This is a genomic window from Chitinophaga sp. ARDCPP14 (assembly GCF_051362515.1).
Classification (GTDB): domain Bacteria; phylum Bacteroidota; class Bacteroidia; order Chitinophagales; family Chitinophagaceae; genus Chitinophaga.
In genome coordinates this window covers 270,376-284,699 of sequence record NZ_JBKIXB010000002.1, presented here as the reverse complement: position 1 = coordinate 284,699, position 14,324 = coordinate 270,376, and the positions used below count along the sequence as shown (strand labels likewise).

The following is a 14,324-nucleotide window of genomic DNA, read 5'->3' as shown; positions in this document are numbered from 1 at the left end:
GTTATATTTTAATATCTATAGTATTATGGCAAATATTATTATTATATCTGCACATCCTGATGACGAGGTAATAGGTGCTGGAGGTACATTACTGAAGCATACGAAGAATGGCGATAACATTTTTTGGCTGATTGTTACCAAACTGTTTGAAGAGTATGGATTTAGTCAGGAAAGAATTCATAGCCGTCAACAGGAGATTGAAAAAGTTGCCAGCTTATTGGGGATAAAAGAGACCTTTCAACTCGACTATCCTACAATGCATTTACATGGCGCCTCGCTAATAGAAATGGTTCCGAAGATCTCAGATATTTTTAAACAGGTGGACCCGGAATATGTATATGTTATGAATCGGTCGGATGCACATAGTGATCACAGGGTTGTTTTTGACGCGGTTGTGGCATGTACTAAATCATTCCGGTATCCCGGAATCAAAAGAGTGCTAATGTATGAGTGTCTCTCGGAAACAGAGTTTGCACCTGCCTTGCCAGAGAAAGTATTTATGCCTAATTATTATGTGGATATTTCTGCATTTATAGAAGATAAACTCTCCATAATGGAAATATATGAATCAGAATTAGGAGAACATCCGTTTCCCAGAAGTCTGGAAAATATCAGAGCACTAGCGCATTTCCGGGGTGCGAGTGTGGGTGTAAGATACGCGGAAGCTTTTCAATTGATCAAATTTATTGATAAGGTCTAATGGAATTTACTAAACATCTTATATCAGGGAATGCCAGTATTAAAGATGCGCTTAATAAACTGAATTTATTGGCGATTGATGCTGTACTGTTTGTCGTAGATGATAGCAATAGACTGATCGGATCACTTACTGATGGTGACATCAGGAGAGGATTTATCAAGGGCCTTACATTTGATACTCCCATAATGGAGTATATCCAACCAGATCCTATATTCATTTATAAGGATAACTATTCTATTGATCAACTGGAAATATTCGCAAAAAAGAATTTAAAAATAATCCCGATAATAGATAACAGCCGTAGGATTATTGACATTCTGAACCTGCGTATTAAGTCATCGTTGTTGCCGCTGGATACTGTATTGATGGCAGGGGGAAGAGGAGAACGTTTGATCCCGCTGACAGACAAATGTCCCAAGCCGTTGTTGAAAGTTGGGAATAAACCTATTATTGAACACAATATAGACAGATTAGCCAGTTACGGAATAAACCGTATCATCATAAGTATCAGGTATCTGGGTGATCAGATAAAAGAGTATTTCAATGATGGCTCTTCCAAAGATGTGAATATTCAATATGTTGAGGAAGATGTTCCTTTAGGCACCTTTGGGGCGCTAAGCCTGGTCGAGTCGTTCAATACAGAGAATATTTTATTAATGAACTCTGACATTCTGACCAACATTGATTTTGCTGATTTTTACAAATCGTTTATTGATGCCGACGCAGATTTAATGGTGGCGAGCATTCCATACCAGGTGAAAGTTCCTTATGCCGTATTAGAAATAGATAATGGCCAGGTAATTTCATTTGATGAAAAGCCTACCTACAGCTATTACTCGAATGGGGGAATCTATCTATTTAAAAGAAGCCTGCTTGAGTTCCTGCCAGTAGGTTCTTTCTATAATGCTACCGATTTTATGGAAATGCTGATTTCAAAAAAACGGAAAGTGGTTCATTATCCAATTCTTGGCTATTGGTTGGATATAGGAAGACATGAGGATTTTGAGAAGGCCCAGAATGACATTAAACATATCAAATTCTAAAATGAGTATATTAATTACCATATGTGCCAGGGGAGGGTCCAAAGGAATACCAGGAAAGAATATACGTTCCATGGCAGGTAAACCCTTGATCGGTTATACCATTGAGATGGCGAAGAATTTTGCATCAACAAAGAACTGTGTAATAGCTCTTTCTACGGACTCGGAGGAGATTATTAGCACCGCGGCGGGTTTCGGACTGGCTACCGATTATAAAAGGAGCGCTGAACTTGCAACAGATACTATTGGTAAAATGCCGGTGATTATCGATTTGATGCATTTTGAGGAGAAGAAAAGGGGAGTAACATTTGACTATCTGATTGATCTTGATATAACTTCTCCTTTCAGAACAGCCAACGATCTCGACATAGCGCTGCGGATGCTGACGGCTGATGAGGAAGCAGTGAATATTTTTTCTGTTAGTCCAGCTAAACGGAATCCGTATTTCAACATGGTAGAAGCGAATAAAAACGGGTATTTTGAACTGGCAAAAAAGGGAGAATTTGTAACGAGGCAGTCAGCACCCAAGGTTTACGACATGAACGCTTCATTCTATATCTATAAGAGAAGATTTTTTGATGGCGGGTTTCATACGGCTGTTACGAATAGATCGCTTGTATATGAAATTCCTCATATGTGCTTTGATCTTGATGATGAGGTTGACTTTGACTTTATGGAATACTTGTTGGTCAATAATAAACTGGATTTCATATTATGAAAGTACTGATCATTGGCCTCGGATCAATTGCTCAAAAGCATATTCAGGCATTAACAAACATCAGTAGCGGTGAAATTTCGTTATATGCCCTTCGTAGTAGCGCGTTACCCAATCAAGTTCCTAACATTACCAATATTTCTTCTATCGGGGAGGCGGGAGTCTCTTTCGATTTTGTTATAGTTTCCAACCCTACTTTTTCTCATTACGATACGCTCCGCAAATTACTGGATTACAACATTCCGCTTTTTATTGAAAAACCACTTTTTCATACACTTGACGGTGGGCAGCAGTTGGTTGACCAGATCATTAGTAGTAAAGTAAAAACTTATATAGCCTGCAATCTGCGATTCCATCCATGTATTGTATTTATTAAAGATCTGCTCCGCCAAAAGAGTCAACGGATAAACGAAGTGAACATCTATGCTGGTTCGTATTTACCAGACTGGAGGCCGGGAATTGATTACAGACAGGTTTACAGCGCAAATGAAAAAATGGGAGGCGGAGTACATCTTGACCTGATCCATGAACTCGACTATGTGACCTGGCTTTGGGGAACACCTAATTCATCAGCCGCTACCCTTAGAAGCACTTCTTCATTGAATATCGATGCCGTTGATTACGCTAATTATCTCCTTCAGTATGAGCAATTCACCGTTAATATTGTACTGAATTATTATAGAAGAGATACAAAAAGGACCTGTGAAATATTATTTGAAGACAATACTGTTTCTATAGATTTGATAAAGCAAAAGGTCTGGTGTAATGAGGAATTGATATTTTCATCAGACATAGATCCACTATATACATATAAAGAACAGATGAAGTATTTCATTTCAGCTATAAAAGAGGATAACGGTTATATAATGAATGATATCCAATCTGCTTTTAATGTTTTAAAAATTTGTTTGAATGATGAGCAAGTTAAAAGATAAGGTGATTGCTGTTACAGGAGGAAACGGGCAATTGGGCAGCAATTTTGTTACATATCTGCGTGGCCATGGTGCAAAGGTAATTGCTATTGATAAGGTAATTACCACTGAAGATGACTTTAACCTGTGCGCTGACGTGACAGATGAGCATTCCATCAAACAGGCTTTGCAGATAATTCTGGACAGGTTTGGCGCTATTGATGGATGGGTGAATAATGCTTATCCAAGAACCGACGATTGGGGTAGACTTCCTTTTAACGAGGAATCAATGGAATCGTTTGAGAAGAATGTTAACTGGCATTTAGTAGGCTACGTAAAATGCTGCCAGATTGTACTGAATCAGATGATGAAGCAAAAAAAGGGCTCCCTGGTAAATGTTGCATCTATTTATGGTATTACCGGACCGGATTTTACCATATATGAAGGAACACCAATAATAAACCCTTCTGCATATGCAGCTATAAAAGGTGGAGTCATTAATTTTACCAGATATCTTGCAGCCTTTTATGGTCCTCATAATGTTAGGGTAAACTGTATTTCCCCGGGCGGCATATTTAATCATCAGCCAGAGAAATTCATTGAACAATATGAACATAAAGTTCCTCTAAGAAGACTTGGCACACCTGCAGATATTTCGCCTTCTGTTGGATTTTTGCTAAGTGATGATGCCGTATATATCACGGGGCATAATCTGGTTGTTGATGGCGGGTGGACTGTCATTTAATGACCTAATACTAAAAACGTAATTCAAACGATCCGCGTAATGTTGGGTAAGTACATCAAAATATATTTGTGGCAGTTTATTTCTATCCTGCTGAATTTCGGAACTTTATTCGTAGTAACACCTTTTTTGTCTTCAAATAAATCGTTATTTGGTATCTATACCATTATAGTTTCATTGAACATTTTCCTGTCTTACGCGGATTTTGGCTTCATTTCCGCCGGGTTAAAATATGCAAGTGAATCATACGCCAGAAACGACAGGAAAGGAGAAATAAAGATTGTGGGATTTGTTGCATTTATCTTCACCGTATTTGTGGGATTATTCCTGGTTATTATGCTGGGCATTTCTTTTCGTCCTGATTTAATTGTTAATGGTCTGAAACCTGATGAAACAAAAACTGCCAGTACCTTACTGGTTTTATTGGCTTTGTTTTCTCCAACCTTTATCCTGCAGCGTATGTTGCAGGTCATTTTTTCGGTAAGAATGGAGGATTATCATTTTCAGCGCCTGCTGATAGTATCCAATTTGTGCAAAATATTGTCTACTTTTTATTTCTTTGGAAGAGGAGAATATTCGCTGGTGGGGTATTTTCTATTTACCCAAATATGTAATGCGGTAGCAATGATAGCCGGATTGTGGCAGGTGAAAAAGCGACTGAATTATGATCTGTTTTTTTTACTTCGCTCGTTTAAATATTCCAGGGAGTTATTTGATAAAACAAAGAAGCTAGCCTTTAGCTCTGTTTTTCTCACAGTCTGCTGGATACTTTATTATCAGCTTGATCCTTTTGTAATTGGGAAAATGATAGGCGCGGATGCGGTGGCGGTGTATGCAATTGGTCTTACTATGCTGACCTATATCAGGTCGTTGTATGGGATCTTGTTTTCGCCATTTACAGCAAGATTTAATCACTATCTCGGAGCCAACGATATTGAGGGGCTGAAGCGGGTTTTTGTGAATGTCCTGGTAATAACCCTACCATTAACGCTTTTTCCCGTTATTTGCCTTTCCATCACTTCTGAGGCGTTAGTTATTAACTGGGTAGGACATGGCTATGCTTCCTCTGTATTTATCACACAATTGCTGATACTTTGTTATAGTTTAAGTTTTATCTCGTCTCCGGCGGGTATCCTCATTATGGCGTATGAAAAGGTGAAGATGATATATGTTACAAGTGCTATGTTGCCAGTTATTTTCTGGGTTGGTATCGCCGTTACCTATTCATTCTGGGGACTTACTTCCTTTGCGATATTCAAGTTGTTGTCGTTTGTTTTGTCGGCGCTGGCGTATTTTTTTATGAGTTGTAAATTATTACAATTCAATGTGAAGGATACAATAAGAACCGTATTATTACCGGCAGTTTTACCAGCTCTGGCGGTAATAATATCATGTATATTTGTTAAATCGTACATACCGATAGGACATAACAGGTTAAACCTGTTCTGGTATTTACTTATCATTGGTACTATTTGTCTGATGGGATTATTTTTATATTACATCTGTTCCCGTATTTTCAGAAAGTATGTATTAGAAATGATAAGCCAGCTAAAACCAAAACTTTTTTTTAAATAGGACTAAATGGAACGTGCATTTGTTGGTATTCCTGAAAGGGATTTTAACAGGGTCTTTATTGTGGAAGACAGGAACCACTGGAATTCTTGTAAACCATTGTTTAATGAAGAAACAGATCTCGTGTTGGTAATAGATCTGGGCTTGATGAAAATGCTGGAAAAGGAAAAAATAGAAGTTTTTTATTTAGATAATATACTTGACAGAAATTACCTTGAAGAGAGAAACTATGAATTGCATCATTTTCTGAATAAGTGGTATCTCGACAAAGATGGAAATGACATTATTGTTTATAAAGGAGTGCCGGTTGGAAGCGCTTATCTTTTAAACATACTTAATGATGTGACCTATAACTTTCACTTCTTTATTTATTTGAGTGCAGTCAAGGTTGTATCATGCAGGGAAATCATTTGTGCGGTAACGGATGAAGTAATCAAAAAGTGGGTGAAGATACTTTTCCCCGCGGCAAGATTTATAGAAGAAGTGGATGGCAGCGAAGTGCCCGCTTATTATTTCCCGATATCTGCCTGGATGGAGGAGAAAATGAAAACGGACACATTTGTAAAAAAAATAAAGCGTTGGGGGGTAGGCCTATTCGAGTATATAGGCAGGGTAAGAGAAACCTTAATGAGAAACGACGCTCCCGCCATTTACCTGCAAAATTATTATCCAACTTTTCCTATCATTGATGAATTAAAAAAGAATCGTGATGTCAAAGTCATCATGGCAAATTATTCGAGCCCGGTTAACGCGTTAAAAGAACGGAGGGTATTTTACCGTAACAGAACAATACCCGCTGATATAATAGAATCCAGCCTGACCGCTTTCAAAAACAGGTCATTTTACGACTGGAAAATTGATGGCTTTGATATAGGCGCCAATTTGCTGGAATTGATTGTTCCCAAATTGCCCAAACTTCTGCAAAGTGCTTTTTCGCGGATTGAGGATATTGAGAATTATTTTGGTCCGCAAGATGTGCGGCTAATGGTACCTGTAACAGAGCTGTGGCTTGAGAATAACCTGATTATCAATTATTGTAAGTTGAAAGGTATCCCGGTTTATATGATCATCAATGGCTTGTTGGTGAATAACTTTTCCTATGATGCGAGAAGAGTCGATTGGGTAAATAGTTATAGTGAGGCGATTAAGGAAGATTACTTTGGAGGAATGGATAATGCAATCTGTCTTGGCGACCCGAGAATGGACCATTATAGCAATCAGCAGCCTAAGGTTATTGACAGGGAGAATCCTGTTATTATTATTGGTGCGGGAGGTTATAATCTTATTGATATGAACTCCTATTTAGCCTACGAATTTGACTTCCTATATGATTTACTGGAAGTTTTATCGGATCTTGAAGGGGAGGGCTACAAACATAGTATTGTGTTGAAAGTCAGGGAGAATGGCTATGCTTCACAGTATAGTCGTTTTTTGGATGAGTACTTCCCACATATGAAAGTGCGGATTGAACAGCAAAAACCATTTAAAGAGGTAATAGCAGAAGCTGACTTTTATCTTTCTTTTTATTCACAAACATTGTTTGAGGCATCTATTCTCGGAATACCAGCATTGTACTATAAGAAAGACCAGCATATCATCAACAAACCATTTGATGGTAAATCAGAACTTGTAACGGCGTTTGATAAAACGTCCCTTAAAGAGAAGATCATTGCGTTCTATAAAAAAGACCCGATTTATGATGTTTTTCTTAAGAAATCAGTTCTTGAGAAATATATTGGTAAGCTTGATGGAAAAAACCTTGACAGAAATCTTCAGTTTATCAACAGATTTTTGAGTAAGAACAGAAAGGAAAATAACTAATCTGTTCACCTGACTATTTAACACAGAAGAAGTATTCCAATGAGAAAAGTTCTGATTTACAGTGATTGTTTTGTTTATAGTGGAAGTGAAAATGTCATTGAAAACATTTTGCGCTCAGAAGAAATCCAGGAGGAGTTCTTGTTGAATTTCTATTATGCCTATAATAAGGAATACGAGAAGGGGATCAAAAGAAAGTTTGGCGGAGCCGAAAATGTAAAGTCAGTAAAAAAACTTATCAATCCGTATCCGCAATGGGGACATCCATTGCAATCCGGAGAAATAAAAGGAAAGGCAAAGCGCGTTTATACGAGGGTGTTATATACATTAGGACTGGTTTTTAATAAGATAGGGCTTCTTCAGTTGTATAACGGCCTAGTGTTATTCAGGCTTTTCAAAAGGGAACGGCCTGATATATTATTGATCAATAATGGGGGGTATCCCGCAGCTGAAACATGCAGGATAGCTGCAATTGCCGCCAGGATGGCAGGGATCAGAAGTGTGCTTTTTGTAGTCAATAATATGGCATATCCGCAAAAGAATATTTGGGATAAATGGAAGGACAGATATATTAACAAGTATGTCAGTTACTTTATAACGGCTTCAAAAGCTGCGAGTGACCGGCTGGCTGAGGCCAGGAATTTTGATCAGCAAAAGTGCTTCAATATTCCCAATACTTTATTAACCCAGACAGAAGAAACGAGTATAGCCGGATCAGGGATTTTAAGGCGTGAGTTTGGTGTTGATGATGATAGTATCGTAATGGGGGCCGTGGGGCTGTTGACCCGTAGAAAAGGCTATCACGTCTTAATTACAGCAGTGGCCATGTTAAGACAAAAACAACCATTGGCCAGGTATAAGCTGGTAATATTTGGTGAAGGAGAGGAAAGGTCAGCACTCGAGAAGCTCATAAAGGATTATAATCTGGATGATGTCGTTATTTTGCCGGGCTTCAGGCCAAATGTAATGGAGTATGTGAGGGATATGGATATATTCATAACGCCTTCAATTGCCAATGAGGACTTCCCATATGTCATCATAGAAGCAATGATGATGGGTAAACCAGTAGTTGGCTCAAGGGTAGCCGGTATCCCGGAGCAAATTGATAACGGGGTGACTGGCTATGTTGTTGCTCCCGATGCTCCGGACGAATTGGTAAATGCTATTCAAAAGATGTTGGACAAAGAAAAAATAGCAACCATGGGGCGTAGCAGTCGGGAGCGATATTTCGAAAAATTCAGCAATCGTCTGATAATGAAACGTTATCTGGAAGTTTTTCGATCAATTTAAACTTTACCGGCGGTTAGCCGTTTTTTTCGCATAAAACAATGTTGTTCAGATATAGGGTTTTCCGCTTAGGCAGGATCTTACTGAGCAGCAGGGCAGAAAGATTCATCCAGATAACCACCACCCTCCAGTAGATACCATTGATGATTCTTATCCTGGATTTGTAGGAAACCATATGGATAATCTGAAGTTGCATGATGGCCTGAATACTGTCACCGGTTTTCTCAATAGATAACACATTAAAACCATGTTTACCCAGCAGCTCCTTTAGTGCGAAAACAGTGTAACGGGCATAGTCATAAGGCTCTTCGTGTTCGGGGAAGGCAAAAGGACAGGTGATCAGCATTTTTCCACCTTTTTTCATCACCCGGTTAATCTCTTTAAGTATATCATCCAGGTTGAAAACATGTTCAAAAACCTCACTACTGAACACTGCATCAAAATGCTCATCAGGAAAAGGAATGGTTTTCCCGTCATAGAATACGTCTACCGGCTCGTCATCATGCAAGTGTGCGGGGTTGTACAGGTCAACACCAACATATTCTTTTACATCGAATAAGCTTCGATATGGTTTGGATCCGCAACCAAAATCCATTAAGGTGCCTTTCAATTGCGGGCAGTATTTCTTTACAGCCTTTAGGATGCCATTACGGACAAGATAAATAGGGTAACGGATATCCGGATTAAAATTATACGGTACTTTATCAGCAGACATAATATAGCGAAGTTATTATTGCTTAATGGCGATTCTTCCGGTATCATCAATACGACTCAGGAAAACAGGAAATTGATATTCATCGAAATACTCGTCTACAGCTTTTCTGGCGCCCTTCCAAAAGCCGTAGTCGTCAATAATAAGAATTCCCCCTCTTTGAAGAAGAGGGAAAAGGTGAATTAATTCATGCTTGGTTGATTCATACCAATCTGTATCCAACCGGAGTAAGGCAATTTTTTGAGGCATCCTGGCAGGAATAGTGTCTTCTACCTTTCCGGCTATATAGTTTATTTTTTCAGGGTTGTATTGGCTCAGGCCCATAGTTTGCTTTACGGTGTCCAATGCAGAGTAAGCCCATATAAGTCCTTTTTTCGCCTGATCCTGTTGCAAAAGGTCAGAGGCATCTTCTCCATTAAAGGTTTCGTCTTCGGCTGAGGGGGCAGACATTCCTTCAAACGTATCGTACAGAAACAATTCCCTGTCGGTATCATTTACGGCCTTCAGTGTCTCAGCAATAGCCAACATACTGCCACCTTTCCAGACACCACACTCCACAATATCCCCCTGAATTTTATATTTATGTATATACTTTACTGCTTCAATAAGGCTAAAAACCCTTTCCTGGCTGGTCATTGTAAATGGGGCAACCTTGGCGCAGATACGTTGGTGCTCAGCTTCAAAATCTGCTGGAAACTTCGGTGAAGAATCAAGACGGTTGATAATTTTTCGATAGATTTTCTTTATCATAGTCGTAAACAAATATTATATGCTGAAATAATGAAACATAAATTGGCTTTAAACCGGTTTTATGTACTATATGCTTATTAAAATAGTTGTATAAATGCAATGGCCTATATTTGTCAGCACATCTCGATTTCCGGGCATCTAATTATCTTTGGCAGACGTTGCTCATCCTTTCGACGGGAACCTCAACGATATAATATACAGAGATATCGTTTTCATAAGATTTAAAGATATTGAAAAAAAATGATCTCTTCTTGTTTATCCCTGTTTTTTGCTGTAAACTTGCGCTAGCAAGGTATTTTGTCTCTGCTGAGAGCGTTTTATTAATTGTAAACAATTTCACCCTGACTTGTTTCCTTTTAAGGAACGGAATCCGGAATTCTCAGTATAGTTGCCGGACTAGTTGCACAAGGTATGGGAAGGACGTCAAGCTTTAAAATCATCAAAACAAGCACGCTTAGATATTTATCATGTTCATCAAAGAATTGAGCGATAAACTGAAATTTTGGAGGCTAGCCGACAGGATAGGGCCTGACATACCTTCTACACATTGGAAGCTACATTTTCAGTCGACCATGTTGAAACTTTGCCAGAAAAAGTTTTATCATTTTGATAAAACCGCCCAGTTCCGGGCCGGAGCATATGCTGTGGGTTGTTCACAGATATCGATAGGGAAGCGGGTGGTTATCCGGCCATGTTCACACTTACATGGGGCGTCTGCCAATCTTGACGTTAGTATCACTATTGAAGATGATGTGCTGATAGGGAGTGGTGTTCATATTTATGTAACAAATCATAATTTTGACAATCCTGAAATACCAATTTATTACCAGGGACATTATCCGTCCAGGCCTGTAGTGCTGAAAAAAGGATGTTGGATAGGAGCTAATGCAATTATTCTTCCCGGGGTAACTGTCGGGGAAAACAGCGTGATTGGGGCCGGATCAGTTGTAACCAGATCTGTACCCGATAGAGTGGTTGCCGGGGGAATTCCTGCCAAAGTAATAAAATCGCTGGAAGATGCAGCTAAGAAAAGCTGAGGTACAGAACGGTTTTCAAGGCCTTTTGCCATTATCGATTGGATATCAGCAGTTTGTGCCAGGGGCACAGGGCTTTCCGGCCTTTTATAATTGGTTAATCCAAATATTTTTATGAACCGTCAGCAGGCGAATATATCAGTAGTATCGGCTAATTACAATAATGGAAAATATCTCCGTCAGTTTATTGACTCATTGATGAACTCCTCGTTGCTACCGAGGGAGATCATAGTAGTTGACGATGGATCTAAAGATGATTCTGTAAGGATCCTGACAGAAATTGCAGAAGAAACTAAGATACTAAAACCGGTATTCCTGAACAAAAACCAGGGTTTTGCCAATGCACTTAATGCAGGATTAAAAATAGCCTCTGGTGATTATATCTTAAGGCTTGATCCGGATGATTTCGTACACGAAGATCGCATCAGGTTACAATATGAGTTGTTGGAGCGTAACCGGGAACTGGATGTGGTGGGTAGCAATGCTGCTTATTTTGATAGTGATACAGGTAAAATTATTTTCAAAACCAACTTTCCAGCTACTTACGAAGAAATAAAAAAACGCTACCATACTGCTATGCATGGAGTATTGCATGGAACCGTAATGGGTAAAACGGCGCTTTTCCAAAAATATGGTTATCAACAGGAATATGTCCCTGCCGAGGATTATGCTATCTTTGCCAGGATGATTGCGGATGGTGCTGTTATGCAAAACCTGACAGCGCCACTTACATTTGTTCGCATACACGCAGGAAGCGTTTCTAACGACCTTAAATACAAAGCAATCCGCGAACCTTATGCTATTTGTAATGAATTGTTTCACACCAGCTATGGGCCGTTGAGATCAAAGCTTACATATTATCATCTGAAATTTTATCGCAGGTTTCTCTTTCAGAAAAATCTTTTGAAACGGATGTGGTATCTTTTCCTGGCAATTAGCCTTAATCCGGCTAAATTAGTGGCTAGAATAAAACGCCAGTAACAAGTAAGTTAAAAGTATGCAGCATCTAATTTCAGTCATCGTACCTGTTTATAACGCGGAGGCATATATTGCTGATACTATTGATTCAGTATTGCAACAAACATATACTAACTGGGAATTGTTATTAGTGGATGATTGTTCTACTGATAATAGCGCATCAATTATCAGGGCATACGTGGAAAAGGATAACAGGATTAAGTACTTTAAACCTGCACAGAACTTTGGAGGCCCCGCCGGACCGCGTAACATGGGAATCAGAGCGTCAGCCGGCAGTTATCTGGCTTTTTTAGATGCAGACGACATTTGGCTTAGCGATAAACTGGAACGCCAGTATCAGGTAATTACTACAGAGAATGTGGACCTGGTGTCTACTAACATTTTCTTTTTCGGAGATCGTGTAAAAACCTGGTCTCCAAAGTTGCCGGCATTACCTACACTTGAGGAGATGTTGCTGCATAATAAAATCTGTACCTCATCGGTAATGGTACGAAAAACGCCGGATGTTGTATTTGAAGAAGAGAAAAGGCTTATCAGTGTAGAAGATTATTATCTCTGGCTAACTTTGTTTTTTAAAGGATATAAAGTCAGGATCATTACGGAGCCATTAGTCAAATACAGGGTAACAGCCAACTCGCTGATACATAAAAATGAATTTATTTCAATTCTGAAAGCCAATTATGTCGTATCCAGACTGGTAGTTGATTTCAAGTATACCAACTGGATATTGATGAGGGTGTTTTTTAGAGCAGTTAAGGATCTTGCAAAGTTGCGGGTAAAAAAAGTAATCGGTAAATGAATACAATACAGATCAATAAGGAGCTCTCTGGCGGAATAGTGTGGTCGAAGCAAAAGCTCCGGGAAAAGATCCTGCTCTCTTTATTGACTTTTCAATTATTACTGCCGGTCATCTGTCTTTTAGTATTTATTTATCTGGGCAAATTTTTAAACCCGTTCGGGGCATATTTTCTTATTTCGGTATCCGTTCTTGTATTTACATTTATTTGCATTTCAAGAGCGGCGAGTCCCGCAATTTATACTCACTTCATTGGCTTTTTGTTATTGCAGGCGGTTACAGTGCTCGGTCATATTGCAGCTTTAGGAGTTGCCGATGGTGCACTGGAAGGCCTGAGAACAATTTCTAATTTTTATTTTTACTGGTATCTCGGTTATGCCTGCTATTTCACGTTTTACAGAACCGGTAGAATGGAAGTTTTGCTCAGGTGGATTATCAGTGCAGGACTTTTTATAGCAGCAGTAAATATTATTCACTTTTTCTTCAATACGATATTGGGTAATTATGCGGCTGTAAAATCATACCTGGAAATACTGAACCAGAATCTCGCTGATTACCTGGATATGGAAGGAACTAATGGTTTTTTGAGGCATGCAGGGTATTTTCTGGATACGCACAGCCAGTTTTATATCCCTCTTGCCACACTTATTATCCTGCAGATAGAGAAATTCCCCGTTAAAATGAAGGGATGGAAGATTGCCCTGATCGTTGTGTCTATCTTACTGTCGGGAGTAAAAACTGCCTATCTTATCATGCTGCTGATGTGGCTTATTATATTGATGAGAACCAATGTTAAAGCCGCTATTAATTTTTTTCTGGCATTGATTGTGCTCAGTATTGCGGTCATGTTGTTTTTTAATGAAATGATAGTAAATATGGTTGTAATGATCTTCACGCATGATATGGATATTTTGGTGGAGCATATTTATCACAACCCTATCCGTTTGTTTAATGACTATACGCTGGTTTTTTTTCTGGGGGGAAACCCGGGACTTGTTGAAAAAATCTATTCAGAAGTATATCTGATCACTACTATGTACTTCATCGGATTGGCGGGACTTCTTTTATATTTGTCACCTTTAATTGTGTTGCTTTTTAATAGGAATAAAAAATATTTTCTGGGTTTAATCATTTTTGTTTATTTCATTTTTACGTTGTCGCATTACCCTGTCTTTAAGGTAGGGATTAACAATATTGTGAGTGCACTGCCAGTGGTGTATTTATTAGCCGCGATTAATGATTTTAAAATTAAGAAATGATAAATAGTAG

General features: G+C 38.9%; 14 protein-coding genes. 12 read left to right on the top strand and 2 right to left on the bottom strand.

Annotation, left to right across the window (positions count from 1 at the left end; translation table 11 throughout):
* Positions 1–25 precede the first annotated feature (25 nt).
* From ACLHR0_RS05745 to ACLHR0_RS05710, 8 genes are all read left to right on the top strand, one after another.
* Positions 26–700, top strand: coding sequence for a PIG-L deacetylase family protein (locus ACLHR0_RS05745; protein ID WP_370908558.1), 675 nt, complete (start codon positions 26–28; stop codon positions 698–700).
* Positions 700–1,743: a nucleotidyltransferase family protein gene (locus ACLHR0_RS05740; RefSeq protein WP_429042513.1), complete on the top strand. Its 1,044-nt coding sequence runs from the start codon at positions 700–702 to the stop codon at positions 1,741–1,743. Before ACLHR0_RS05745 ends, ACLHR0_RS05740 begins: the two co-directional genes overlap by 1 nt.
* Entirely contained in the window at positions 1,694–2,458 is a 765-nt protein-coding gene (locus ACLHR0_RS05735; RefSeq protein WP_429042510.1) for a cytidylyltransferase domain-containing protein, read from the top strand. Before ACLHR0_RS05740 ends, ACLHR0_RS05735 begins: the two co-directional genes overlap by 50 nt.
* Positions 2,455–3,390 carry a Gfo/Idh/MocA family protein gene (locus tag ACLHR0_RS05730; RefSeq protein WP_436485296.1) on the top strand — a complete coding sequence of 312 codons (936 nt, stop codon included), beginning with the start codon at positions 2,455–2,457 and terminating at the stop codon, positions 3,388–3,390. Before ACLHR0_RS05735 ends, ACLHR0_RS05730 begins: the two co-directional genes overlap by 4 nt.
* Entirely contained in the window at positions 3,368–4,111 is a 744-nt protein-coding gene (locus ACLHR0_RS05725) for an SDR family oxidoreductase (protein ID WP_436485294.1), read from the top strand. The genes ACLHR0_RS05730 and ACLHR0_RS05725 overlap by 23 nt, the downstream gene beginning before the upstream one ends.
* Before the next feature lie 333 nt (positions 4,112–4,444).
* A complete protein-coding gene (locus tag ACLHR0_RS05720) occupies positions 4,445–5,683 on the top strand; it encodes a hypothetical protein (RefSeq protein ID WP_436485293.1) in 1,239 nt (412 codons plus the stop codon).
* A gap of 6 nt (positions 5,684–5,689) precedes the next feature.
* On the top strand, positions 5,690–7,501 hold the full coding sequence (locus tag ACLHR0_RS05715) for a hypothetical protein (protein WP_436485291.1): 1,812 nt from the start codon (positions 5,690–5,692) through the stop codon (positions 7,499–7,501).
* 39 nt (positions 7,502–7,540) lie between these two features.
* Positions 7,541–8,788: a glycosyltransferase family 4 protein gene (locus tag ACLHR0_RS05710; protein ID WP_436485289.1), complete on the top strand. Its 1,248-nt coding sequence runs from the start codon at positions 7,541–7,543 to the stop codon at positions 8,786–8,788.
* 13 nt (positions 8,789–8,801) lie between these two features.
* Here the strand turns inward: ACLHR0_RS05710 and ACLHR0_RS05705 are convergent, their stop codons facing one another.
* Positions 8,802–9,500, bottom strand: a complete 699-nt coding sequence (locus tag ACLHR0_RS05705; protein WP_370908550.1) for a class I SAM-dependent methyltransferase — start codon at positions 9,498–9,500, stop codon at positions 8,802–8,804.
* 15 nt (positions 9,501–9,515) lie between these two features.
* Positions 9,516–10,247 carry a TylF/MycF/NovP-related O-methyltransferase gene (locus ACLHR0_RS05700; RefSeq protein ID WP_436485287.1) on the bottom strand — a complete coding sequence of 244 codons (732 nt, stop codon included), beginning with the start codon at positions 10,245–10,247 and terminating at the stop codon, positions 9,516–9,518.
* Positions 10,248–10,714: 467 nt separating this feature from the next.
* On the opposite strand from ACLHR0_RS05700, the gene ACLHR0_RS05695 reads away from it, so the two are divergent.
* The 4 genes from ACLHR0_RS05695 to ACLHR0_RS05680 all read left to right on the top strand — a co-directional run bounded on the left by ACLHR0_RS05695 (position 10,715) and on the right by ACLHR0_RS05680 (position 14,314).
* Complete coding sequence (locus ACLHR0_RS05695; protein WP_429042490.1) at positions 10,715–11,284, top strand: acyltransferase; 570 nt, start codon at positions 10,715–10,717, stop codon at positions 11,282–11,284.
* Between the two features lie 111 nt (positions 11,285–11,395).
* Positions 11,396–12,262, top strand: coding sequence for a glycosyltransferase family 2 protein (locus tag ACLHR0_RS05690; RefSeq protein ID WP_436485284.1), 867 nt, complete (start codon positions 11,396–11,398; stop codon positions 12,260–12,262).
* A gap of 16 nt (positions 12,263–12,278) precedes the next feature.
* Complete coding sequence (locus ACLHR0_RS05685) at positions 12,279–13,058, top strand: glycosyltransferase family 2 protein (protein ID WP_436485282.1); 780 nt, start codon at positions 12,279–12,281, stop codon at positions 13,056–13,058.
* A gap of 83 nt (positions 13,059–13,141) precedes the next feature.
* Positions 13,142–14,314, top strand: coding sequence for a hypothetical protein (locus ACLHR0_RS05680; RefSeq protein WP_436485280.1), 1,173 nt, complete (start codon positions 13,142–13,144; stop codon positions 14,312–14,314).
* Positions 14,315–14,324 lie beyond the last annotated feature (10 nt).

Bases quoted from the DNA above. Each gene is read 5' to 3' on its own strand.
- ACLHR0_RS05745 (WP_370908558.1), top strand. From the start codon at position 26: ATGGCAAATATTATTATTATATCTGCACATCCTGATGACGAGGTAATA.
- ACLHR0_RS05720 (WP_436485293.1), top strand. From the start codon at position 4,445: ATGCTGGGCATTTCTTTTCGTCCTGATTTAATTGTTAATGGTCTGAAA.
- ACLHR0_RS05730 (WP_436485296.1), top strand. From the start codon at position 2,455: ATGAAAGTACTGATCATTGGCCTCGGATCAATTGCTCAAAAGCATATT.
- ACLHR0_RS05705 (WP_370908550.1), bottom strand. From the start codon at position 9,500: ATGTCTGCTGATAAAGTACCGTATAATTTTAATCCGGATATCCGTTAC.
- ACLHR0_RS05690 (WP_436485284.1), top strand. From the start codon at position 11,396: ATGAACCGTCAGCAGGCGAATATATCAGTAGTATCGGCTAATTACAAT.
- ACLHR0_RS05700 (WP_436485287.1), bottom strand. From the start codon at position 10,247: ATGATAAAGAAAATCTATCGAAAAATTATCAACCGTCTTGATTCTTCA.
- ACLHR0_RS05685 (WP_436485282.1), top strand. From the start codon at position 12,279: ATGCAGCATCTAATTTCAGTCATCGTACCTGTTTATAACGCGGAGGCA.
- ACLHR0_RS05725 (WP_436485294.1), top strand. From the start codon at position 3,368: ATGATGAGCAAGTTAAAAGATAAGGTGATTGCTGTTACAGGAGGAAAC.
- ACLHR0_RS05740 (WP_429042513.1), top strand. From the start codon at position 700: ATGGAATTTACTAAACATCTTATATCAGGGAATGCCAGTATTAAAGAT.
- ACLHR0_RS05735 (WP_429042510.1), top strand. From the start codon at position 1,694: ATGAGGATTTTGAGAAGGCCCAGAATGACATTAAACATATCAAATTCT.
- ACLHR0_RS05710 (WP_436485289.1), top strand. From the start codon at position 7,541: ATGAGAAAAGTTCTGATTTACAGTGATTGTTTTGTTTATAGTGGAAGT.
- ACLHR0_RS05715 (WP_436485291.1), top strand. From the start codon at position 5,690: ATGGAACGTGCATTTGTTGGTATTCCTGAAAGGGATTTTAACAGGGTC.
- ACLHR0_RS05695 (WP_429042490.1), top strand. From the start codon at position 10,715: ATGTTCATCAAAGAATTGAGCGATAAACTGAAATTTTGGAGGCTAGCC.